Origin of the sequence: Hymenobacter cellulosivorans (genome assembly GCF_022919135.1) — a bacterium.
Taxonomy (GTDB): Bacteria; Bacteroidota; Bacteroidia; order Cytophagales; family Hymenobacteraceae; genus Hymenobacter; species Hymenobacter cellulosivorans.
The window spans coordinates 4,255,829-4,276,036 of sequence record NZ_CP095049.1 but is presented as its reverse complement, the minus strand read 5'-3'; the positions used below and the strand labels follow the sequence as shown (position 1 = coordinate 4,276,036).

Below are 20,208 nucleotides of genomic sequence, written 5' to 3'. Positions count from 1 at the left end.
TCCGCAAAAATTACCACAAGAACAGTGCATTCACCGCTCAGTCACCATTTCACTGTTTCACCGCCCATGACTCCTTACTTTCATAAAGAACCGGTACTGACCCTGGAGGGCGTATCGATGCGCTATAACGGCGAGCTGGTGCTGCGCGACATCAGCGCCCAGGTGCTGAACGTGGTACGGCCCAATATGACCCAGGGGCAGGTTGTGGGCTTCTACGGCCGCTCGGGCATCGGCAAGTCGGTGCTCTGCCGCATCATTGCCGGCCTCACCCACCCGGCCACGGGCGCGGTGCGGGTCGGGGAGGAGCAGCACCCGGTGCAGGCCGGCGACGTGGGTTTGGTGCAGCAGCGCTACCCGTTGTTCAACCACCGTACCCTGGCCGACAACCTGCTGCTGGCCGCCGCCCGCAAGCACGAGCCCGAAGCCGCCCGGCGCGAAGTGCAGGCCTACCTGGAGCGGTTCCGGCTGGACTTGCACGGCAAGAAGTTTCCGGCTCAGCTCTCGGGCGGGCAGCGCCAGCGGGCCGCCATTGCCCAGCAGCTTCTGTGCTCCGACCACCTGATCCTGCTCGACGAGCCCTTCTCCGGCCTCGACGTAGCCATGATTGACGAAGTGAAGAAAATTATCCTGGAAGTCACCACGATGGACGAACTCAATACGGTCGTCATCGTTTCCCACGATATTGCTACTACCACGGCCTTGTCGGACACGCTCTGGCTGATGGGCTACGAGCGGGATGCCAGCGGCCAGCTGCTACCCGGCGCCACCATCAGCAAAGACCACCAGTACGATTTGGCCGGCATGGGCCTGGCCTGGCACCCCAACGTGGAAGCCGAGCCCGAATTCAACCGCTTTGTAGAGCACTTGAAAGGCGAAATCCGGCGGTAAATAAGTAAGAATAAGTGGCAGTAGTTATGCAGGTAGCCATCCTTCGGGGTAAGAATAAAGAAGTATGAAAGGCTCGGTTCCGGGGCGCGTCTACAAATCAGGTATCAGCCGGGGGCTGGTGCTGTTTTTAACGGTCGTGCTGGGCGGCGTGGCCCTGCTGATGGCCTATGAGCAGATATGGCCCGGGCTGGGCTTGGTTCTGGCCGCGGCGGGGTTTATTGCCCACGTGCTGGTTACCACCCGCTACACCATTGCCGGCGACTCGCTGCGCATCGAAAGCGGGGTGCTGTATACGGCCACGCTGGCCATCGGCTCCATCCGCCGAATCGCCGAAACCAACAGCGTCTTTTCCTCCCCGGCGGCTTCCTTCGACCGGCTCGAAATTGCCTACGGGCGCTACGACACCGTGCTGATTTCGCCCCGCGAAAAGGCCGACTTCATTGCCCACCTGCAGGCCCTGAACCCGGCTATTGAAGTAGTGTACAACGCAAAATAGCTGGCGGCAGGCCCCCGCGGAGAACCAAAGTTCGGCCTTCCCTCTACTTTTGACCTCCCGTATCTTCCTTTTCTACTTCTACGCCTGTTATGCCCACCGGTACTCTGCTCATTATCGACGACGAAACCCGCCTGCGCCAGCTCCTGAGCCGGGTCCTGGAGTTGGAAGGCTACACGGTGTTGCAGGCCGCCGATGCCCGGCGCGGTCTGGAAACATTACAGCTGCACGCCGATGAAATCCTGGTCGTGCTCTCCGACGTGAAGCTGCCCGATGCCCACGGCGTAGAGCTGATTCCGAAGCTGCGGGCCCGCTGCCCCGAGGCCGAAATCGTGCTCATGACGGCCTTCGGTACCATTGCCGACGGGGTGCAGGCCATGAAACAAGGCGCCTTCGACTACCTGACCAAGGGCGACTCCGACGACCAACTGCTCGTCATCGTGGAGCGGGCCGCCGACAAGGCCCGGCTGCAGCGCCGGGTGGCCGAGCTGGAACGCAAAGTCGGGGCCCAGCACAGCTTCGAGACCATGATAGGGGAGTCGGCGGCGCTGCGGGCTGCCCAAAACCTGGCCCGGCAGGTGGCCGTGACGGACAGCACCGTGCTGCTGGAAGGGCCCACGGGCGCAGGCAAGGAGCTCTTCGCCCAGGCCATTCACCAAGCCAGCCTGCGCCGGCTCAAGCCGTTTGTGGCCGTCAACTGCTCAGCCTTTCCCAAGGATTTGCTGGAGAGTGAGCTGTTTGGCTACAAGAAAGGCGCCTTCACCGGGGCCCTGACCGACAAGAAGGGCCTGCTGGAAGAAGCCAACGGCGGGACGCTGTTTCTGGACGAAATCGGGGAGCTGGAGCTCAATGTGCAGGCCAAGTTTCTGCGGGTGCTCGAAACCCAAACCTTTACCAAGCTCGGGGCCACCACGCCCACGGCCGTGCAGGTGCGCATCGTGGCCGCCACCAACCGCAACCTCAAGCTTGAAGCCCAGGAAAGCCGCTTCCGGCCCGATCTGTACTACCGCCTCTCGGTTTTTACCATCGACGTGCCCCCGCTCAAAGCCCGGGTGGCCGATGTGCCGGTGCTGGCCCAGTACTTTCTACAGTACTTTGCCGCCCGCCTCAAAAAGCGCCTACCGGGACTCGATGCCGAGTGTTTGCGCCTGCTGCAGGCTTACGACTGGCCCGGCAACGTGCGGGAGCTCAAAAACGTGCTGGAGCGGGCCGCCATCCTCACCCCTGACAATGAGCTGGTAGCGGCCGGCCTGCTGCCCACCGAGTTCTACACCCTGCCCGACGCCCTGCGCGCCACTGACGACCCCCACGACCGGAGTTTGCGCGCCGTAGAAGCCCGCCACATTCGGGAAGTGCTGGCCGAGGTGGAAGGCAACAAAACCGAGGCCGCCCGCCAGCTCGGCATCGGCCTGACCACGCTCTACCGCAAGCTGCAAGAGTACGGCCTTACGGCCTGATTTCTCTCTTTTTTCTACCTTCTCAATGCCCTGCCCGCAGCCGCTGCGCGGCGCAGCCGGTACCCCATACGTATGAAATTCGCCTCCTTTTTTGTTGCCGCTCTGTTGCTATCCGCTACCGGGCGGGCCCAGACCCTGGCTGCCGCTGACTCCGTCGAGGCGGTAGAAACCCCCACGCTGCTGCCCGCGGGCCTGCGCGTGTACGGCTTTGCCGATGCCTATTATGGCTACGATTTTACCGGTAAATCCCCGCAGCGGCCCGGGTTTTTGTATTCGCACAACCGGGCTAATGAATTTGCCCTGAACAACGCCGTGCTGGGGGTGCGCTACGAGGAGACCCGGGTGCGCGGGGCCGTGGCCCTGCACACGGGCACGTACGTAGAGGCCAATTACGCCAACGAGCCTACGGTGCTGCGCAACATTTACGAAGCCTACGCCGGCTTCCGGCCCACGGCCAAGTCTTGGCTGGATTTGGGTATCTTCAGCTCCCATATTGGCTTTGAGTCGGCCCTGAGCAAGGACAACTGGACGCTGACCCGCTCCTTGATGGCCGAAAACTCGCCGTACTACGAAACCGGGGCCCGCTTTACCTATGAATTTAGCTCCAAGCTCACGGCCACGGTGCTGGTTCTCAATGGCTGGCAGCAAATTCGGGACGTAAACCGGGCCAAAAGCCTGGGTACCCAGCTCCAGTGGAAGCCCACCGACAAGCTCCTGCTCAACTCTAGCACCTACTATGGCAACGACCAGCTGCCGGGTACCAGTCGGCGCCGCCGCTTTTTTCACGATTTTTATGTGACCTACAACGCCTCGGAAAAGCTCTCGGTAGCCGGCGTGTTCGATATTGGGACCCAGCAAACCGAGGAAAAGCCGAAGGACGACAATTGGGTTGCCGCAGCCCTGCTGGCACGCTACAAGTTCAGCCCGTCCTGGGCCGTTGCCGGCCGCTTGGAAGGCTATTCCGCCCGCGATGGGGTTATTATTCAAACAATCCGGCCCACACCAGCCAACTCGAACACCCAACTGAAAGGAGCTTCTTTGAACCTGGATTATGCGCCAACTTCCCACCTCACGGCCCGCCTCGAAGGGCGGGTGTTGCACAGCAGCCTGGAGTTGTTCGACAACGGCGGCCGTCTGCCGGGCCACACCTACGGCAACGTGACGAGTAGTATTGCCCTGAGCTTTTAATGCTCAACGACTATGACCTTAAAAAACCGTATCCGGCTGAGCGTACTCACCATGCTGCTGCTGCTGCTGATTGTGGGCGTCTACAGCTACAGCGTGCTGCACGGTCTGGACCACCGGGCCCAGCACGTGCGCCGGGCCAATCTGCACTCGGTGGAGCTCGGCCGGCAAATGCTCTGGGCCCTGAGTGGCTTGACCCAGCAGCCGGCCCGCCCCACAGCCCTCTCCGAGCTTCGCCGGGCCCTGACCCGCGAAGGCGCTAACATCACCGAGCCCGGCGAGGCCGAGTTGGTCGACAGCCTGACCCAGAACCTGGCCGACTACCAAAGGCTGCTCGACCACCAGGCGTCGCTCGGGGCCCAGCAGGCCGAACTGCTCCAACTCCAGGCCCAAACCAACCGCCTGCTGACGATGAACCTCCAGGCCTCGGGCCGGCAGGGCGAGGACGCGGCCCGGCTGGTGCGGGCCGCCAAAACCACACTCTTGCTGATTCTGGTGCTGAGCACGGTGCTGGGCGCCAGCCTGGTGCTGCGCCTGCCGCGTATTGTGGTGCGCCCCTTGCGCCGCCTCAGCGCCGATATTGAGCTGGCCACCGACCCCAGCACCGGCGTCCGCCTGCCCATTACCCAACAGGATGAAGTCGGCAACGTGGCCCAGGCCTTCAACCGGGTGCTGGGCCAGATGCAGGACCTGCGCACGGCCAGCCGGGCCGAGCTGCTGACCCAGCGCAACCGTATGGAAAGCATCGTGCAGGGCCTCGACGAAGGCCTGTTACTCATTGACCAGAACCGCCGCATCATCCTGGTGAACCCCGTGGCCAGTGAGCTGCTGGGCCAGCCGGCCGAGGCCCTCATTGGCCAGCTGGCCACCGACGTGGCCCAGCACAACGAGTTTTTGCAGAAGCTGCTCACGGCCGAAGCCAACCTGCCCCAGCGCGACACCCCCGAGCCGCCCGAGTACACCGTTACCCGCCACGGCCAGGAAGCCTACTACCGCTTGTCGGTCAACCCCATTCTGTCCTACAACGAGCTGACGGCCCAAACCGAGTTCGTGGGCCACATCCTGTCCTTGCGCAACGTGTCGGACTTTAAGAAGCTGGATCAGGTCAAGTCTAACTTCCTGGCTACCGTTTCGCACGAGCTCAAAACCCCGCTGGCCAGCATCAACCTGAGTTTGAAGCTGCTCCAGGACGAGCGCACCGACACGGCCGAGCGCCAGCGCATTGCTGGCGGCATCCGCCTCGAAACCCAGCGCCTGCTGCGCATGGTGGGCGAGCTGATTGACGTGTCCCGGCTCGACGCGGGCGTGGGCATCAAGCTCAACCCCGAGCCCGTGGCCCTGGCCTTGGTCATGGATTATGCCGACGACACCATCATGGCCCAGCTCGAAGACAAGCAGCTCGAACTCCGCTACGAACTGCCCAACGACCTGCCTGCCGTGCGCGCCGACCTGGAAAAAACTACCTGGGTCGTTATCAACCTCATGGCCAACGCCATCCGCTATTCGCCGCCGGGTGAGCAAATCTGCATCAGCGCCGAGCAGCGCGGTGACGTGGTCCAGGTGAGCGTGCGTGACTGCGGCCCCGGTATTCCGGCCGAGTACCACGAGCGAATTTTCCAGCGCTTCGCCCACATTCCCAACAAAAACGGCGTGAAAGGCGGCTCGGGCCTGGGCCTGAGCATCTCCCAGGAGTTTATTACCTCCCAGGGCGGACAGCTCTGGGTCGAAAGCCAGCCCGGCAGCGGCAGTATATTCCATTTCACCTTGCCGGTGATGAGTTGATTTCTAGTTGTCAGTTGCTCGTTGGCAGTTGTTAGGAACCGAAAGGCCTAACAACTGCCAACGAGCAACTGACAACTAAAACGACACCTGGTACTGGGCTACCACGGCGCTGCGGCGGCGGTCCACCACGTTTTCGCCGCGGCTGTTGGTAATGTAGAAGGGGCGGTTCTGGTAGCTGAGCGTGAGCTTGGAGGTGTGGCCGGCCAGCAGCCAGTTTACCCCCGCGTCGTAGTAGTGCAAGTCGTCGGCCAGGCGCTTATAGTGCGAATACTGGTAGCTCACGTAGGGCATAAAGGTGGTGGAGCCTACCAGGTTGTCGCGCAGCTTGTAGCCCAGCTGAGAGTAGAGCACGTTGCCGGTGCCGTACTGCGGAAACTGGTTGCCAAACTCGCCGAGCAACGCGTTATTGGTATACGCGGGCGTGTTGGGGCGGGTGCCGGTGGCCGGGTTCATCGGGCCGTTGGTGCGCAAGTAGCCCGGGCCGTAGTCCAGGTGCATGCCCACGGCGTAGAAGTGCACGCTGGGCGCGCCCTTGGCCGTGTCCAGGGGCGCGTCGTAGTACACATCGACGGCCACCTGCTTCATGGCCTGGGTGAGCGTGTCGCGGCCGTTGTCGGCCAGGTACCACATGGCCTTGGGCTGTACGATGGCACCGGCACCCACGTTGAGCACGTTCTTTTTGCCCAGGTAAGTACCCGTGTTGTAGGCCGTCAGGTTACTTTCCTGGTCCCGGAACTGCCACATCAAATAGGCCTGGTACTGGGGCTGGCCGGGGCGGCGCGAAAAGTTGGCGTTGCGCGTCAGGGCCGCTGTGCCGGCCGAGCCGCGGGTAATATCCAGCGGGTCGGAAAGGGCCACGCGGTAGTCGAGCTTGCTGAGCTTGCCCTTGGCGTAGATGCTGAGCTTGCGCCCGAACTGGTCATTCACGTCGTTGGTGGTTTCGGCTACCAGCGGCAAGTCAATGCCCATGATGCTCCCCGTGGCCGAGGCCGTGAAGCGCGACAAGCCGTTCCAGGCCCCCAGGCCCGTACCCAAGGACAGCTTGTTTTTCACCACCGCGTATTCGCCCACCGCGTCGTGCAGGAAGAAGCCCGCCTTGCGCTCCGAGAGGTAGCTATAGTTGTTGATGCCAATCTGGGAGTAGATAAACACCCGGTCGGTGAGCTGTCCGAAAAACTGCATGCGGAAGCGCCGGATGCCGATGTCGTAGGTTTCGGGCTTATTGAAGCCATTGACCTGGGTGCCGGGGTTGCTTTGGTTGTAGCGGGCCCAGACCTGGTTGAGGAGCGTAAACTTGATGTAATGACTGCCGTCGGGGTTTAGGGTAAGCTTACCGTCCTTGAAGCTTTGGGCCTGCGTGTGCAGGGCACCGGCTAGCAACGCGGGTAAAAGCATCCCGCTGCGCCACCGTAATTGTATCATGCGTACTGGTTGAATAAAAGAAGGAGCAAAGGTAAGGCTGGGTCCGTCCCCGAAGCCAGTTGTGGGGCAATTCACGCAGTTTTACCTGGAATAGGTAAAAACAAAACAGGGCGCCTCCCGTGAGAAGCGCCCTGTTGTAAGCGGATTTTGTTTGAAAAGTTATGCGTTAGCTTAAAAAACAGCCCGGATTAGTTCAGCCATACGGTGTGCAGCAGCTCGAAGCGGTGCGGGGCGTAGGCGTTGTAGTAGGGCGCTTCGGCCTGAAAACCCAGCACGTGCACCAGGGGCATCCCTTCCAGATGTGACTCCACCACCCGCACGGGGTAGAGCTGGCCTTCCTCCGGCCAGTCGCCCACGTGGTTGAAGGGGCGGTTGCCGGCGTCAATGCAGCGGGCGTAGTCCACGAAAGGGGCGTGGGTGGTAGCTTCGGCCAGGGTCAGGTTAGCAACTTCGTGCGGCATAAGTCAAAACAGTGAGAACCGGGCACGGTTCGATGGGAAATAACGGCCGGATAGGGTGAGAAAGCCACCCGAAAAACAGGAAAGCCGGCCGCAATAGATAACACTTTGTGGGGTATTCCAATTCCGAAGTTAGAAAAATACTTGAGTTTACCACCGGCGGCGCCACAAAAGGCGTAAGCCTTTATTTTGCGTCCAGCAACTTGGCGGCGGTTCTAACGCCGCCGTTACTACTCTTTGTATGGATAAGGCCCAGCTTACTCACCTCAGCAAATTCCTCAGCCTGCACCTGCGTCACCAGCCCCAGGAGCTGGGCCTCACGCTGGCCGAAGGCGGTTGGGTGAGCGTCGAGGAGCTGCTAGCCGGCTGTGCCCGCCGTGGCCGGCCCATCACCCGGGCCGAGTTGGCGGACGTAGTGGCCGATAACGACAAGCAGCGCTTCGCCTTCGACGCCACGGGTACGCGGATCCGGGCCCAGCAGGGGCACAGCGTCACGGTTGATTTGCAGCTGCCGCCGGCCTTGCCGCCCGCTCTGCTTTTCCACGGCACGGTGGCCGCGGCCCTGCCTGCCATTCGCCAGGAAGGCTTGCAAAAGCGCCAGCGTCACCACGTACACCTCTCGCCCGATGAGGCCACGGCCCGCCGGGTGGGGCAGCGCCGGGGGCAGCCCCTTATTCTGGCCATCGATGCGGCCGCCATGCAGCAGGCTGGGTTCGTGTTCTACGAGTCCGGCAACGGCGTCTGGCTCACGGATCAGGTGCCGCCACAGTACCTGCGGGAGCTGTAAAAGCTGCTGACGTTATTTGGCGCCGAGTTCAGGCTTAAGCCGGGCGTCGAAGGGGTGGGGCTCCAGGGCCACCACGCGCAGCTGCTGGTGGTCGGGGTGGAGCGGGTTGAGCAGGTAGTTCCACTCGGTGGGCGCGTGAGCCGAGGGCACGCGCATGATCCAGAACGTGCCTTCTTCCATCCAGGCCCGGGTCAGTTGCGCCAATTCCAGCGGGTAGGGCATTTCCTGCCAGTTGGCTGGCAGCTGGTCCACGGCCACTTTCTTAAAGGGCGTTGCCTCGGGCACTTCCAGAGTCAGGGCAAAGTAATTGCGCGGCAACGAGGGCGAATTGGCCAAAACTTCCAGCTTGGCCAACGACAGATGCTCGGAGGTGTACAGAATCTGGACGCCCTTTTCGTGCCAGCGCCCCGAGTAATATAGGCCGCCCTGGCCGGTCGTGTCTTGAATATAGGGAAACTTCCCCAGCCGGTACAGGCGCATGCAGCAGGTGTAGTAAGTGGTGTTGGTTGTCAGTTATTAGTTGGCAGTTGTTAGTAACAAGGCAGTAAAAGGCCTGACAACTAACAACGAGCAACTGACAACTAAGAATAAATACCGTACTCAATCCGGCCTAGAATTTCGCGCACCTGTTCCCGCCCGATGGCCGACGACAGCAGTTCCTTGGGCCGCACGCCGCCTAGAGCCGGGTTCTGGGTGTCGAGCCAGTGGTGAAAGTCGTCCTGGTCCTCAAATACGTCGAGGCCTTTGGCCAGCACGGCCGAGAGTTGAATAGTCTTCTCGGCTTCGTCTAGGGTCAGGGCGCGGTTGGCCTGCTCCCGTCGGGCCAGGGTGCTTTCCGACACGCCCAGCACCACGCTGATTTCCTTGTTGGAAAAGCCCAGTCGCTGTTGCAGCGCCCGCAAGGCCTGCACCGACAAGCCCTTCAGGGCCACGGCCAGCAAATCCAGCTCGTTGTGCACCAGTTGCGGAATGACGGCTCCACCGCCCATCAGATCAACCATGGTGGCTACCGGAGTTTTACGCATGACAGTCATTTGCTTATTCTTTAGTCGTCATTTGACGGCAATATACGCAATAACTTCCCAAACGGCCGAAAAATTCAATGCCTACCTATCAGCCCGGCCGCCCGGCTGAGCTGAACTTGCTAATTTGCCGCTTCAAGCCCGTCCCGTATGTCCGATCTTGTTTGCTTACCCATCAGTCTGGCCACTGCCGAGCACTACCGCTGGGGAGAAGGCTGCGACGGCTGGCACCTGGTCAAAACGCCCGTCCTGAGCATAATTCAGGAGCGCATGCCCTCTGGAGCCCAGGAAGTACGGCACTACCACGAGCGGGCCTACCAGTTCTTTTTCGTACTGGCCGGCGAGGCTACGCTGGAAATAAACGGCGTAGCGCATCGGCTGCAGGCCCAGCAGGGCTTGGCCGTGCCGCCACGGGCGGTGCACCAACTGCGCAATGAGTCGGGCCAGGAGCTGCACTTTACCGTCACGTCTCAGCCGCCCAGCCACGGCGACCGAATTTTAGTCTAAGTCTTTTTCAATGTCAATAACCCCGCTACCTACCGAGCAGATCATTGCTCAAACCGCTGACTTCGTGCGCGACAAATTTCTGGGCGAAGGCTCGGGCCACGACTGGGAGCACATCCGCCGGGTGTGGCACACCAGCCGGGCTCTGGCCGCCACCGTGCCCGCCGCCGACCAGCTCGTAACCGAACTGGCCGCCCTGCTGCACGACGTGGCCGACTGGAAATTCCACGCCGGCGACGAAGAAGCGGGTCCCCGCGCCGCCCGGGCCTGGCTTAGTGGCCTGCAGGTCGAGGAAGCCGTCATTCAGCGCGTCGAGACCATTATCCGCGAGATTTCCTTCAAGGGCCTGGGCGTGCCTACGCCCATGAGCACGCCGGAAGGGGAGGTGGTGCAGGATGCCGACCGCCTCGACGCCATCGGCGCCATCGGGGTGGCCCGGGCCTTTGCCTACGGCGGCCACAAGGGGCGCCCCCTGCACGATCCGGCCGTAGCGCCCATCGTGCACGAGTCTTTCGAGAGCTATAAGAAGAACACGGCGCCTACTCTAAACCATTTCTACGAGAAGCTGCTCCACCTGCGCGAGCGGCTGCACACGCCGGCTGCCCGCCGCATTGCCCAGGAACGCCACCAGTTCCTGGAAACCTTCCTGACGCAATTCCTGCGCGAATGGGAAGGCCAGGACCTGCCCGCGTTGCACACCCCCGCCTAACGCCTACCTTTACCTTATGAACTTTCGCCTGCTCGCCCTGCGCTTTTTTGTGCCGCTTTTGCTCCTGATTAGCGCCGCCGGGTGCCGTACCTGTCCCATGGCGTCCTGCCACACGCGCAAGGTCCATTTCCACAACGGCAACAAATACCGCGGCCAGCCGCTGTGGAAAAAACAGAACCCGGCCGTGGGCGAAAAAATCAAGACCTACAATCCCAAGTCGGGCACGCATAAGGCCGACAAGAGCAAGTCAAAAGAATAGGCTGGATTAGGCAAAACGGGCCTTTTTTCGTATCTTGCGGGCTTCTCGCAGTACTCATTCACTGGTGCCGAAAGCTCCTCTTTTCCGGGGCCTAGGCCGACTTAGATTTCCCTATGGCGGAAGGCGAAAAGATCATTCCGATTAACATTGAAGACGAGATGCGTGGCGCCTACATCGATTACTCGATGTCGGTCATCATCTCCCGGGCTCTGCCCGACGTGCGCGACGGCCTGAAGCCCGTGCACCGCCGCGTGCTCTACGGTATGTCGGAGCTGGGCGTATCCTACAACAAAGCCTATAAAAAGAGTGCCCGTATCGTGGGCGAAGTGCTGGGTAAGTACCACCCGCACGGCGACTCCTCGGTTTACGACACGATGGTGCGCATGGCCCAGGACTGGAGCCTGCGCTACCCGCTGGTTGACGGCCAGGGCAACTTCGGCTCCATCGACGGCGACTCGCCGGCGGCCATGCGTTATACCGAAGCCCGGCTCAAGCGCCTGGCCGACGAAATGCTGGGCGACCTGGACAAGGACACCGTGGATTTCCAGCCCAACTTCGACGACTCGCTGGAAGAGCCCAGCGTGATGCCCTCGAAGTTTCCCAACCTGCTGGTCAACGGCACGACGGGTATTGCCGTGGGTATGGCCACCAACATGCCGCCCCACAACCTGACCGAAACCGTCAGCGGCATCATTGCCTACCTCGATAACCCCGAGATTACCATCGCCGAGCTGATGGAGCACGTTACCGCTCCCGACTTCCCGACGGGTGGTACCATCTACGGCTACGAGGGTGTAAAGCAGGCCTTCGAAACCGGCCGGGGCCGTATTGTGATGCGCGCCAAAGCCCATTACGAAACCCTGCCCAGCGGCAAGGAGCAGATCGTCATCACCGAAATTCCCTACATGGTGAATAAGGCATCGATGATCGAGAAAACGGCCGCGCTGATCAACGAGAAGAAGATCGAAGGCATTTCGGACCTGCGTGACGAGTCCGACCGCGACGGTATGCGCATCGTCTACGATCTGAAGCGCGACGCCATGCCCAACGTGGTGCTCAACCAGCTCTACCGCTACACCCAGCTCCAATCCTCGTTCGGCGTCAACAACGTGTGCCTGGTCAAAGGCCGCCCGATGACGCTCAATCTCAAGGAGCTGATTCACTACTTCGTTGAGCACCGCGCCGACGTGGTCGTGCGCCGGACCCGCTACGAGTTGGCCGAAGCCCAGAAGCGCGCCCACATCCTGGAAGGCCTGCTCATTGCCCTCGACCACCTCGACGAGGTTATTGCCCTGATCCGTGCTTCCCGCGACGGCGACGTGGCCCGGGCCCAGCTTATCGAGCGTTTCGCGTTGAGCGAGATTCAGGCCCGCGCTATTCTGGATATGCGTCTGCAGCGCCTCACCGGCCTGGAGCGCGACAAGATCGTAGCCGAATACGAGGAGCTGATGCGCCTGATTGACCACCTGAAAGCTGTATTGGCTTCGGATGTGCTCCAGCGCCAGATCATCAAGGACGAGCTGATCGATATTCGGGAGCGTTACGGCGACAAGCGCCGCACGATGATCGAATACGCCGGCGGCGACTTCTCGATGGAAGACATGATTGCCGACGAGAGCATGGTGATTACCATCTCCCGCGAAGGCTACATCAAGCGTACCGCTCTCGACGAATACCGTACCCAGGGCCGGGGTGGCGTGGGTGCCCGGGGCGCGGCTTCTAAGCAGGACGACTTCACCGAGCACCTCTTTGTGGCCACCACCCACGAATACCTACTGTTCTTCACCGAGCTGGGCCGCGTGTTCTGGCTCAAGGTATACGAAGTGCCAGAAGGAGGGAAGAACGCCAAAGGCCGGCCGATTCAGAACCTTATCGAGATTCCCCGCGAAGACTCGGTGCGCTCGGTCCTGAACGTACGCGGTCTGCGCGACGCCGATTATCTGGAAAATACCTTCCTGATGTTCTGCACCGAGCAGGGTACGGTGAAGAAAACGCCGCTGGAAGCCTATTCCCGCCCGCGTACCGCTGGTATCAACGCCATTACCATCAACGATGGCGACCGGTTGCTCGACGTGCAGCTGCTCACCCCGAATGCCGAAGTGGTGCTGGCCTCGCGGAGCGGCCGCGCGGTTCGCTTCAACGAAAGTGATGTCCGCTCCATGGGTCGTTCTGCGGCCGGGGTGCGGGGTATTCGACTCGAGGAAGAAGACGGCAACCGTGTGGTAGGCATGGTCTGCGTGGCCGATCCTTCGCAGGAGTTGCTGGTAATCAGCGAGAATGGCTATGGCAAGCGTAGTCAGCTGGAGGAGTACCGCGTGACCAAGCGCGGGGGCAAAGGTGTACGGGCCATGAAGCTGACCGACAAAACCGGTTTGCTGGTCGCCATCAAAGACGTGCAGGATTCCGATGACATGATGATTATCAACAAGTCGGGCATCACCATTCGTTTGCGGATGAGCGACTTGCGGACCATTGGTCGGGCTACGCAGGGCGTGCGACTGCTGAAAATCAGTGCCGGCGACGAAATTTCCTCGGTAGCCAAAGTGGCTTCCGACGATAAGGAAACTGAGGCGTTGGATGGTGACGCAGCTGAAAACGGCACGCCGGATGGGGCAGGGGAAGTAGCCCTGGGTACCACCCTGGCTACCGATGAAACGGCAGCACTAACCGAGCCGGATACGCTGAGCGCAGATTAAGTTTCCAAAAGGCTTGAGTACTTTCGGGCACGGTATTCGTTTTGAATGGCCGGACTGAGCGTATTCAAGCCTTTTTCTTTCCCGCCGGCAAGCTGAACCAAGTACTTCTTCCGGTGGTTTCTTTCCTAATTCCTTCCACTCATCCACCATTATTCTTCGGCAAAAACCATGAAGAAGATTTTTCTGACGCTTGTAGCTGCGGCGGCACTGCACACGGCTTCGGCCCAAAACTCGGCGGTAACCAACGCTATTTTGAACCAGCGCAGTGGCTTGCTCGATAAGGCGCAGGCCGAAATTGACAAGGCCATTGTAAACGAGAAGACTTCCGGTAAAGCCAAAACCTGGTATACCCGCGGCGAGATTTACGAGCAGATGATAGGCAGCCCCATTTATGGCAAGTCGCTCAAGCCCGGCGAAGGCACCAAGGTGGCTTTCGAATCGTATAGCAAAGCCGTGGAGCTGGACGGTAAAACCGGTGAATTCGGCAAACTGGCCGTTGCCAAGCTCGATAACCTCTACGGTCTGGCCCTGAACGCCGGAGTTGAAGGCTATAATGCCAAAAATTACGACGCGGCCCTGGAGTCGTACCGGATGGCCCAACAAATCCGTCCCCAGGACACGACAGCGTTCCTATACGCGGCGTACGCGGCCGAGGCCAAGCAGGATTTTGCTACGGCCAAGGATACGTACGGCAAGCTGCTGGCTATGAACTATAAGTCGCCGGCCGTGTATGGTCGGATGCTACAGATTGCCCGGCAGGAAAAAAACGATGCTGAGGCCCAGAAAGTAATCCAGCAGGCTTTGGCGGCGTATCCAAATAATAAAGCCTTCATGCTTGAAGACTTGAACATGGAACTTAGCGCTGGTCGCGGAGCCCAGGCCATCGGCAAAGTGGAGAAAGCCCTTGCTGCTGATCCAAACAACGCCAACCTGTATGCCGTGCTCGGTTCGCTCTATGATCAGAGCAAGCAGTCGGAAAAAGCAATGGCCGCTTATAAGAAGGCCGTCGAAATTGATCCGAACAATTTCGACGCTCAGTTCAACCTTGGCGTTTACAACTACAACAAGGCGGCTGACCTGGTGACCAAAGCCAGCAAGATGGATTTGGCCACGTACCAGAAGGTGGGCAAGAAGATTGATGCTGACAGCAAGAAGTACTTCCAGGATTCGCTACCGTACTTCGAGAAGGCTCTGCAGTTGCAGCCTAATGACCGGGCCGTAATCACCTCGCTGCAGAAAGTATATGTACGCGTGGGCCGTACGGCTGATGCGGAGAAAATGAATTCCCGCCTGAACTCCCTCAAGTAAGAGCAGCAGGGGGATAGAAAAATACGCCCGGGACCTATCCCGGGCGTATTTTAGAAAACACTACTTAACATAATATAAATTATAAGACAAATACAGTTTTTGTTTTGCCCAGCCACCAATGTCATTATTCGCCGCACCGTTGTTAGCTCGCCGGACAATCCGACTGCTTGGACAGCAGATGATTGGTAGTAGCAGTTGCGCTGGCTTGGACGATATAGACTCATTAAACTCAAGGAAGCCCGGGGCATTTGCTGCCGTCTAATGAGATGCTCAAGGTTCTTCTTGCTGACACGCGGCCTTTGTGTGCTTGACCTGATTGTGGTCTCACCTCGTCTCACTAATAAACCGAGGTGTATCAGCAGTAGCCAGTAACTGTTTTACAGTGTTTCGACCTCCGCAGCCTACGATGAATCACAACTGTGGCCACGCGCTGTTTGAATAGCTAAAGCTAGGCCAAGTTAGATTCGGTTTAATGGGCCGTTGAGTTAAAAGCATACAATCCAGTACAGCGCTAGTAAGCTTTACTTAAAGCTGCTTGCCTTTAACGTCCTGATTGAATACCGAGATATAGTTTGAGGAAGCTACAGTTGCAGCTTGATATATCTGGGTGCCGCTTTTTCTAAATGCATTCGCGACAGACATCTCCCCTAGCGTTTATTTGCTCTTATAAGGCCTGTGCATTTTGCAGAGGTTCTGAAGTGGTTTATAGATAGATATGCTCGCTCACGTCTTAAGAAGCCATAGAAACCATCGCTCCTGCCCTGGCGGCCTTCTGCCGGCCTTATTGTATGAGTGGTATTTTTATACTCATTTCTAAGGATGGTTAATGTATTTCAATAATTAGTTATCTTAAGTATTATGAAGTATAAAAAAGCATAAAAAAGTAATTGAATTTAGTACTTTTTTATACTATGAACAACTTTTATGTACTTACTTATCTTTATACTTGCCCATCCGTAATCATGTTCTTACTACTCTTATTATGCCTAAGACCATTGACTACCCACGCACCAGTTACATGAGTGCCTGGGAAATTGCTGAAGTAGTAGATGACACTGGTGGAAAGTGTGCTATTGAAACCTGTGCCCGCAAGCTGAATCGTAAAGTGAGTGGCTCATTTAAAGCCATAATAGGTTCAGCTGTGAAGTTTGGGCTGGTTACCAGCAAGCGGGAATTGCTTACTACTACAAATCTGTTCCGACGCATTAAACACGCGTATGACAAGCAAGAAGAGAAAGTATTCCACCGGGAAGCGTTTCTGCATCCGCCTTTGTTTACCCAGATCTGTCGGAAGTTTCGCAACCGGGAGTTACCCGTGCACATGTTTGACGTAATGCTGATCCGGGAATTCGGTGTAGAAGAAATAAACGCCCAAGTAGTGGCCAAGGCCTTCGTGGACGGGGCCCGCATGGTAGGCGTGATGGACGAGCGGAACGTAGTGGCCGATATTGACCAACTGGCGGCCCAGCAAACTCCCCGGCGGGAACTGGCCAGCACGGAACTCCCCCAGAACTTATTCCGGGCGATGCCGCACACTCCTACTGTACCAGCTGCTGATGCTACCCCAGCTGCAGGATCAGCGCCTAGTAATAAACCTGCCGGTGGGTTTGTACCATCAGTAGCCCCGGCAAGAACCCAGGACGCCGTATCCAGTTTGTTTGGACTAGATACAGACGACCTGGAAGCAGAACACCATTCTCTCGATACAACCTATCCAACGGAGGCGTACGCGGGACCCCAGGCCGTATTTACCCCATCCAGTGCACCCACCCCAGCCGTAGCTTCCGACACTTCAGTAGCGGCGCCCTTGGATAGTCCTCAACCCGGGCGTGAGCCAGTGCCGCAGCAGGCGCTGGTTGGCTCTACTACGAGTCCAACGGCTACAGTAGAAGGCTATTTTATCCGCATTAGTGGCCCAGGTATTGACACTCAGCTTAACATTCAGGACGTAGATGACCTGCAAATCGTAAGCATCCTGCTCGAAAAGGTCCGAAAGCAATTAAGCCGCTGACAATTTGACGCAGCCCTCCTGCTGCTTTTCAAAGTTGAAGAATAGTCTTGTTTATTAATTATGTTAAATAAAAACTGCGTTGGAACGTGCTAATAGGCACCCTGGAGGCTGGGCTGGTTGACATTTCCCCTGGCCTGGCCTCCGGGGCCGGATGGAGACTGGTTTATTGACCAGGTCATTATTCTTATCCCACCGCCTGCTGCTCGCGGCGTAGCAGCAGAATATTGCGGGCATATACGACCGTGCCGAAGACGTTGCCCAGCAATAACACATAGTCGAGGCGCAGGACCGCGTAAAGCAGAATCAGCAGGGAGCCGGCCAAACTCACCACCCAAAAGCCCAGCGGCAAAACCGAGGTGCCCCGGCGCTCAGAATACAGCCATTGGTAAACAAACCGCAGCAGAAAGATGGTCTGCCCTACCGCCCCTAGCACCAGCCAACCGCCGGGAATGGCCGGGTGCAGCAACGTTGAAAGGTTCACCGCAGAGGTGCCACTGGCAAACCAGCTGAGCAGCCCCAACGGAAATCCGTAGGCGGCCGCCCGAAACCAGCGGCTTAGCTTCTGCCACTCGCCCAGCAACTGCAGGTTGCGGATGTAAATGCCGTAGCTCAACAACTGCGCGCCCAGGATAACCGGGTCATGCCGCAGCATGCCGTAGAGAATCATCAGAAACGAGGACAACAGACTAACTTTCCAGAACAGCGTGGGCACCAGCACCCGGCGGGCCCGTTCACTCTGCACCCACTGCAGCACAATCCGGCTGGAAAACAGCAGCTGCGACACCAGCCCAATCAACAACGCCAGGGTTTGCGTACTCATTCTCATCTGGGCCCTACCAACTACTGGATGTCAGCCGCACGGGATTCGGCGCGCAGGGTCTCCCCGATTTCGTAGTTTTTCCAGCGGCTCCGGATCCAGCGGAAGCCGAAGGTATCAACCAGGGGCTTCCAGGCCCGGTTCCAGAGCGTGTACTTGGCCGTACCGGCAAAGCGCGGGAAATGCTGCACGGGCAGCTGCTTGACCCGCCCGCCCTGCAACTGGACCAGAGCGCCCAGGAAACGGTGCATGCCGTGAAACAGCGGCAGCCGACGGGCATACTCCACCTTGAGAATCTTCAGCGGGCAGCCCGTATCCTGGATACCGTCGTTGATCAGGGTGCGGCGCACGGTGTTGGCCAGCTTCGAGGAGAGCTTCTTGACCAGCGTATCCTGGCGCTTGGCCCGGATGCCATTGACCATATCGTACTCGGGAAAAAACTCCAGGAAGCGCAGAAAATCGAGCGGGGTCGTCTGGATGTCGGAGTCGATATAGCCTACCAGGGTGCTGTGGCAATGGTCGATGCCGGCCTTAATGGCCGTGCTCAGGCCCTGGTTGCGGGAAAGGGAAATAAACTCGTAGCGAACGTCCTGGGCGCAGATACTGCGGAGCAAGGCCAGGGACCCGTCGGTACTGCCATCGTTGATAAAGAGCACGGTGGTAGGCAGCGGCGTTTGGGCTAGAAACCGGTTCATCTCGACCACAAATTGCGCCAGGCTTTCCTCCTCGTTATAGACGGGAACCAGCACGGTCAGGGTTTGGGTGGTCAGATACGACGCAGTAGAAGACTCGGACATGGGGCAGATGAGGAGCTAGGAAGCGTAAAGTAGCAACAAAAAAACCGCCCTGGGGCAGTACCCCAGGGCGGTTTACGATTGACAGGAGGTCCACCCCGGACCGTTGCCCAGGTAGAACCGGGCTTATTCCCGCCGGGTGCCGGCCGAAATCGTGGAATGGCGCTGCCGCAGTACGGCTACCACGTCTTCCAGCGTGAGGCCCGAGGCGGTGAGCAGCACCAGCAGGTGGTAAAGCAAATCGGCAGCCTCTCCGCTCAAGCCGGCGCGGTTGCCGGCCACGGCATCGATGACGGTTTCGATGGCCTCCTCTCCCACTTTCTGGGCTATTTTGGGCATGCCCTTGGCAAAGAGCGACGCCGTGTACGACTTGGGGTCTTCCTGCGGGTGCTGGTAGCGGCGCTGCACCAGGCGCTCAAGCTCGGCCAGAAACCCAACCGGCGCCGCGGGCACAGCCGCCTGTTCGGGCTGCTCGAAGCAGCTGACGGTACCCCGGTGGCAGGTCGGGCCGTCGGGAATAGCGCGGATGAGCACCGCGTCCTGGTCGCAGTCGGGATGCAGGCTCACGACCCGCAGGAAGTTGCCCGAGGTTTCGCCCTTGGTCCAGAGCCGGTTTTTGGAGCGGGAGAAAAACGTCACCCGGCCTTCGGTCCGGGTCTTTTCCCAGGCTTCCTCATTGACGTAGCCCAGCATGAGCACCTGCCCGGTAGCTGAGTCCTGCACGACGGCGGGAATTAGCCCATCGGGCATTTTGTTAAAATCGAGTTCCATGATGTTGGTGCTTGGTGCTTGGTGCTTGGTTGTCGGGACTCTCTTCTCAATCCGAAGCCCCAGGTACTACCTACTATGATTAAAGCCGCATGGGAATGCCTTCGGCCTGCAGGTGCTCCTTAAGCTCCCGAATACCGATTTCCCCGAAGTGAAAGATGCTGGCCGCGAGGCCAGCGTGGGCCTGGGCCTGCTGGAATACCTGGGTGAAGTGCTCCATCTGGCCGGCCCCGCCCGAGGCCACCACGGGAATAGTTACGGCCCTCGCTACGGCCCCGGTAATATCCAGCGCAAAGCCGTCCTTGGTGCCGTCGTTGCTCATAGACGTGAGCAACAGCTCCCCGGCGCCCCGGTCGGCAGCTTCCCGGCACCAGGCTACGGCATCCCGCTCGGTGTTGTGGGTCCCGGCCCGGGTGTATATCTGCCAGCCGGCCTCCGCAGTGTAGCGGGCATCGGCGGCCACGACGATACACTGGCTGCCGAAGCGCCGGGCCAACTCGTCGATCAGCTCGGGCCGGTGCAGAGCCGCCGAGTTGATGCTGACCTTATCGGCGCCATTGAGCAACAGGGCTTCCACATCGGCCACCGTGCCGATGCCGCCGCCCACGGTGAAGGGAATATCCAGCTCCCGGGCCACGTCGCGCACCAAATGGATAAGGGTCGTGCGTTTCTGGTTCGTAGCCGTGATATCGAGAAACACCAGCTCATCGGCGCCTTCCAGGGCGTAGCGGGCGGCCAGGGCCACCGGGTCGCCGGCGTCGCGCAGGCCCTCGAAGCGGACCCCCTTGACAGTGCGCCCATCCTTGACGTCGAGGCAGGGAATGATTCGTTTGGTTAGCATAGTATGG

General features: G+C 59.3%; 20 protein-coding genes. 12 read left to right on the top strand and 8 right to left on the bottom strand.

What is annotated here, in order from left to right:
• Positions 1–66 precede the first annotated feature (66 nt).
• The 5 genes from MUN80_RS18115 (at position 67) to MUN80_RS18095 (ending at position 5,805) form a co-directional block, all read left to right on the top strand.
• Positions 67–888 (top strand): ATP-binding cassette domain-containing protein, encoded by an 822-nt coding sequence (locus MUN80_RS18115; protein WP_244714925.1) that lies wholly within the window; start codon positions 67–69, stop codon positions 886–888.
• 64 nt (positions 889–952) lie between these two features.
• Positions 953–1,384 (top strand): PH domain-containing protein, encoded by a 432-nt coding sequence (locus tag MUN80_RS18110; protein ID WP_244714923.1) that lies wholly within the window; start codon positions 953–955, stop codon positions 1,382–1,384.
• An 89-nt stretch (positions 1,385–1,473) separates the two neighbouring features.
• Positions 1,474–2,838 carry a sigma-54-dependent transcriptional regulator gene (locus MUN80_RS18105; RefSeq protein WP_244714921.1) on the top strand — a complete coding sequence of 455 codons (1,365 nt, stop codon included), beginning with the start codon at positions 1,474–1,476 and terminating at the stop codon, positions 2,836–2,838.
• Positions 2,839–2,910: 72 nt separating this feature from the next.
• Positions 2,911–4,026, top strand: a complete 1,116-nt coding sequence (locus MUN80_RS18100; protein WP_244714919.1) for a porin — start codon at positions 2,911–2,913, stop codon at positions 4,024–4,026.
• A 12-nt stretch (positions 4,027–4,038) separates the two neighbouring features.
• Positions 4,039–5,805 (top strand): sensor histidine kinase, encoded by a 1,767-nt coding sequence (locus tag MUN80_RS18095; protein ID WP_244714917.1) that lies wholly within the window; start codon positions 4,039–4,041, stop codon positions 5,803–5,805.
• Between the two features lie 75 nt (positions 5,806–5,880).
• On the opposite strand, the gene MUN80_RS18090 is transcribed toward MUN80_RS18095, so the two are convergent.
• Both MUN80_RS18090 and MUN80_RS18085 read right to left on the bottom strand, forming a co-directional pair.
• Positions 5,881–7,227: a hypothetical protein gene (locus tag MUN80_RS18090; protein WP_244714915.1), complete on the bottom strand. Its 1,347-nt coding sequence runs from the start codon at positions 7,225–7,227 to the stop codon at positions 5,881–5,883.
• 188 nt (positions 7,228–7,415) lie between these two features.
• Complete coding sequence (locus tag MUN80_RS18085) at positions 7,416–7,688, bottom strand: hypothetical protein (RefSeq protein ID WP_244714913.1); 273 nt, start codon at positions 7,686–7,688, stop codon at positions 7,416–7,418.
• Between the two features lie 238 nt (positions 7,689–7,926).
• On the opposite strand from MUN80_RS18085, the gene MUN80_RS18080 reads away from it, so the two are divergent.
• A complete protein-coding gene (locus MUN80_RS18080; protein ID WP_244714911.1) occupies positions 7,927–8,472 on the top strand; it encodes an RNA 2'-phosphotransferase in 546 nt (181 codons plus the stop codon).
• Positions 8,473–8,484: 12 nt separating this feature from the next.
• On the opposite strand, the gene MUN80_RS18075 is transcribed toward MUN80_RS18080, so the two are convergent.
• Both MUN80_RS18075 and MUN80_RS18070 read right to left on the bottom strand, forming a co-directional pair.
• A complete protein-coding gene (locus MUN80_RS18075; protein ID WP_244714909.1) occupies positions 8,485–8,952 on the bottom strand; it encodes an RES family NAD+ phosphorylase in 468 nt (155 codons plus the stop codon).
• A gap of 101 nt (positions 8,953–9,053) precedes the next feature.
• Complete coding sequence (locus MUN80_RS18070) at positions 9,054–9,497, bottom strand: Xre family toxin-antitoxin system antitoxin (protein ID WP_244714907.1); 444 nt, start codon at positions 9,495–9,497, stop codon at positions 9,054–9,056.
• Positions 9,498–9,644: 147 nt separating this feature from the next.
• On the opposite strand from MUN80_RS18070, the gene MUN80_RS18065 reads away from it, so the two are divergent.
• The 6 genes from MUN80_RS18065 to MUN80_RS18040 all read left to right on the top strand — a co-directional run bounded on the left by MUN80_RS18065 (position 9,645) and on the right by MUN80_RS18040 (position 16,981).
• Positions 9,645–10,001 (top strand): cupin domain-containing protein, encoded by a 357-nt coding sequence (locus tag MUN80_RS18065; RefSeq protein WP_244714905.1) that lies wholly within the window; start codon positions 9,645–9,647, stop codon positions 9,999–10,001.
• A 10-nt stretch (positions 10,002–10,011) separates the two neighbouring features.
• Positions 10,012–10,707, top strand: coding sequence for an HD domain-containing protein (locus tag MUN80_RS18060; protein ID WP_244714903.1), 696 nt, complete (start codon positions 10,012–10,014; stop codon positions 10,705–10,707).
• Positions 10,708–10,723: 16 nt separating this feature from the next.
• On the top strand, positions 10,724–10,966 hold the full coding sequence (locus tag MUN80_RS18055; protein ID WP_244714901.1) for a hypothetical protein: 243 nt from the start codon (positions 10,724–10,726) through the stop codon (positions 10,964–10,966).
• A gap of 113 nt (positions 10,967–11,079) precedes the next feature.
• On the top strand, positions 11,080–13,662 hold the full coding sequence (gene gyrA / locus MUN80_RS18050; RefSeq protein ID WP_244714899.1) for a DNA gyrase subunit A: 2,583 nt from the start codon (positions 11,080–11,082) through the stop codon (positions 13,660–13,662).
• 168 nt (positions 13,663–13,830) lie between these two features.
• Positions 13,831–14,970: a tetratricopeptide repeat protein gene (locus tag MUN80_RS18045; RefSeq protein ID WP_244714897.1), complete on the top strand. Its 1,140-nt coding sequence runs from the start codon at positions 13,831–13,833 to the stop codon at positions 14,968–14,970.
• Positions 14,971–15,952: 982 nt separating this feature from the next.
• Positions 15,953–16,981 (top strand): hypothetical protein, encoded by a 1,029-nt coding sequence (locus MUN80_RS18040; protein WP_244714895.1) that lies wholly within the window; start codon positions 15,953–15,955, stop codon positions 16,979–16,981.
• A 184-nt stretch (positions 16,982–17,165) separates the two neighbouring features.
• Here MUN80_RS18040 and MUN80_RS18035 read toward each other — a convergent pair whose 3' ends face one another.
• The 4 genes from MUN80_RS18035 to hisF all read right to left on the bottom strand — a co-directional run bounded on the left by MUN80_RS18035 (position 17,166) and on the right by hisF (position 20,201).
• On the bottom strand, positions 17,166–17,801 hold the full coding sequence (locus MUN80_RS18035) for a lipid-A-disaccharide synthase N-terminal domain-containing protein (protein WP_244714893.1): 636 nt from the start codon (positions 17,799–17,801) through the stop codon (positions 17,166–17,168).
• Between the two features lie 20 nt (positions 17,802–17,821).
• Positions 17,822–18,595: a glycosyltransferase gene (locus tag MUN80_RS18030; RefSeq protein ID WP_244714891.1), complete on the bottom strand. Its 774-nt coding sequence runs from the start codon at positions 18,593–18,595 to the stop codon at positions 17,822–17,824.
• A 123-nt stretch (positions 18,596–18,718) separates the two neighbouring features.
• Positions 18,719–19,366, bottom strand: coding sequence for a bifunctional phosphoribosyl-AMP cyclohydrolase/phosphoribosyl-ATP diphosphatase HisIE (gene hisIE, locus MUN80_RS18025; RefSeq protein WP_262922084.1), 648 nt, complete (start codon positions 19,364–19,366; stop codon positions 18,719–18,721).
• Positions 19,367–19,442: 76 nt separating this feature from the next.
• Positions 19,443–20,201, bottom strand: coding sequence for an imidazole glycerol phosphate synthase subunit HisF (gene hisF / locus MUN80_RS18020; RefSeq protein WP_244714887.1), 759 nt, complete (start codon positions 20,199–20,201; stop codon positions 19,443–19,445).
• Positions 20,202–20,208 lie beyond the last annotated feature (7 nt).

Excerpts from the sequence above, each read along its gene's own strand:
- MUN80_RS18115 (WP_244714925.1), top strand. The coding sequence starts at position 67 with ATGACTCCTTACTTTCATAAAGAACCGGTACTGACCCTGGAGGGCGTA.
- MUN80_RS18110 (WP_244714923.1), top strand. The coding sequence starts at position 953 with ATGAAAGGCTCGGTTCCGGGGCGCGTCTACAAATCAGGTATCAGCCGG.
- MUN80_RS18105 (WP_244714921.1), top strand. The coding sequence starts at position 1,474 with ATGCCCACCGGTACTCTGCTCATTATCGACGACGAAACCCGCCTGCGC.
- MUN80_RS18100 (WP_244714919.1), top strand. The coding sequence starts at position 2,911 with ATGAAATTCGCCTCCTTTTTTGTTGCCGCTCTGTTGCTATCCGCTACC.
- MUN80_RS18095 (WP_244714917.1), top strand. The coding sequence starts at position 4,039 with ATGACCTTAAAAAACCGTATCCGGCTGAGCGTACTCACCATGCTGCTG.
- MUN80_RS18090 (WP_244714915.1), bottom strand. The coding sequence starts at position 7,227 with ATGATACAATTACGGTGGCGCAGCGGGATGCTTTTACCCGCGTTGCTA.
- MUN80_RS18085 (WP_244714913.1), bottom strand. The coding sequence starts at position 7,688 with ATGCCGCACGAAGTTGCTAACCTGACCCTGGCCGAAGCTACCACCCAC.
- MUN80_RS18080 (WP_244714911.1), top strand. The coding sequence starts at position 7,927 with ATGGATAAGGCCCAGCTTACTCACCTCAGCAAATTCCTCAGCCTGCAC.
- MUN80_RS18075 (WP_244714909.1), bottom strand. The coding sequence starts at position 8,952 with ATGCGCCTGTACCGGCTGGGGAAGTTTCCCTATATTCAAGACACGACC.
- MUN80_RS18070 (WP_244714907.1), bottom strand. The coding sequence starts at position 9,497 with ATGCGTAAAACTCCGGTAGCCACCATGGTTGATCTGATGGGCGGTGGA.
- MUN80_RS18065 (WP_244714905.1), top strand. The coding sequence starts at position 9,645 with ATGTCCGATCTTGTTTGCTTACCCATCAGTCTGGCCACTGCCGAGCAC.
- MUN80_RS18060 (WP_244714903.1), top strand. The coding sequence starts at position 10,012 with ATGTCAATAACCCCGCTACCTACCGAGCAGATCATTGCTCAAACCGCT.
- MUN80_RS18055 (WP_244714901.1), top strand. The coding sequence starts at position 10,724 with ATGAACTTTCGCCTGCTCGCCCTGCGCTTTTTTGTGCCGCTTTTGCTC.
- gyrA (WP_244714899.1), top strand. The coding sequence starts at position 11,080 with ATGGCGGAAGGCGAAAAGATCATTCCGATTAACATTGAAGACGAGATG.
- MUN80_RS18045 (WP_244714897.1), top strand. The coding sequence starts at position 13,831 with ATGAAGAAGATTTTTCTGACGCTTGTAGCTGCGGCGGCACTGCACACG.
- MUN80_RS18040 (WP_244714895.1), top strand. The coding sequence starts at position 15,953 with ATGCCTAAGACCATTGACTACCCACGCACCAGTTACATGAGTGCCTGG.
- MUN80_RS18035 (WP_244714893.1), bottom strand. The coding sequence starts at position 17,801 with ATGAGTACGCAAACCCTGGCGTTGTTGATTGGGCTGGTGTCGCAGCTG.
- MUN80_RS18030 (WP_244714891.1), bottom strand. The coding sequence starts at position 18,595 with ATGTCCGAGTCTTCTACTGCGTCGTATCTGACCACCCAAACCCTGACC.
- hisF (WP_244714887.1), bottom strand. The coding sequence starts at position 20,201 with ATGCTAACCAAACGAATCATTCCCTGCCTCGACGTCAAGGATGGGCGC.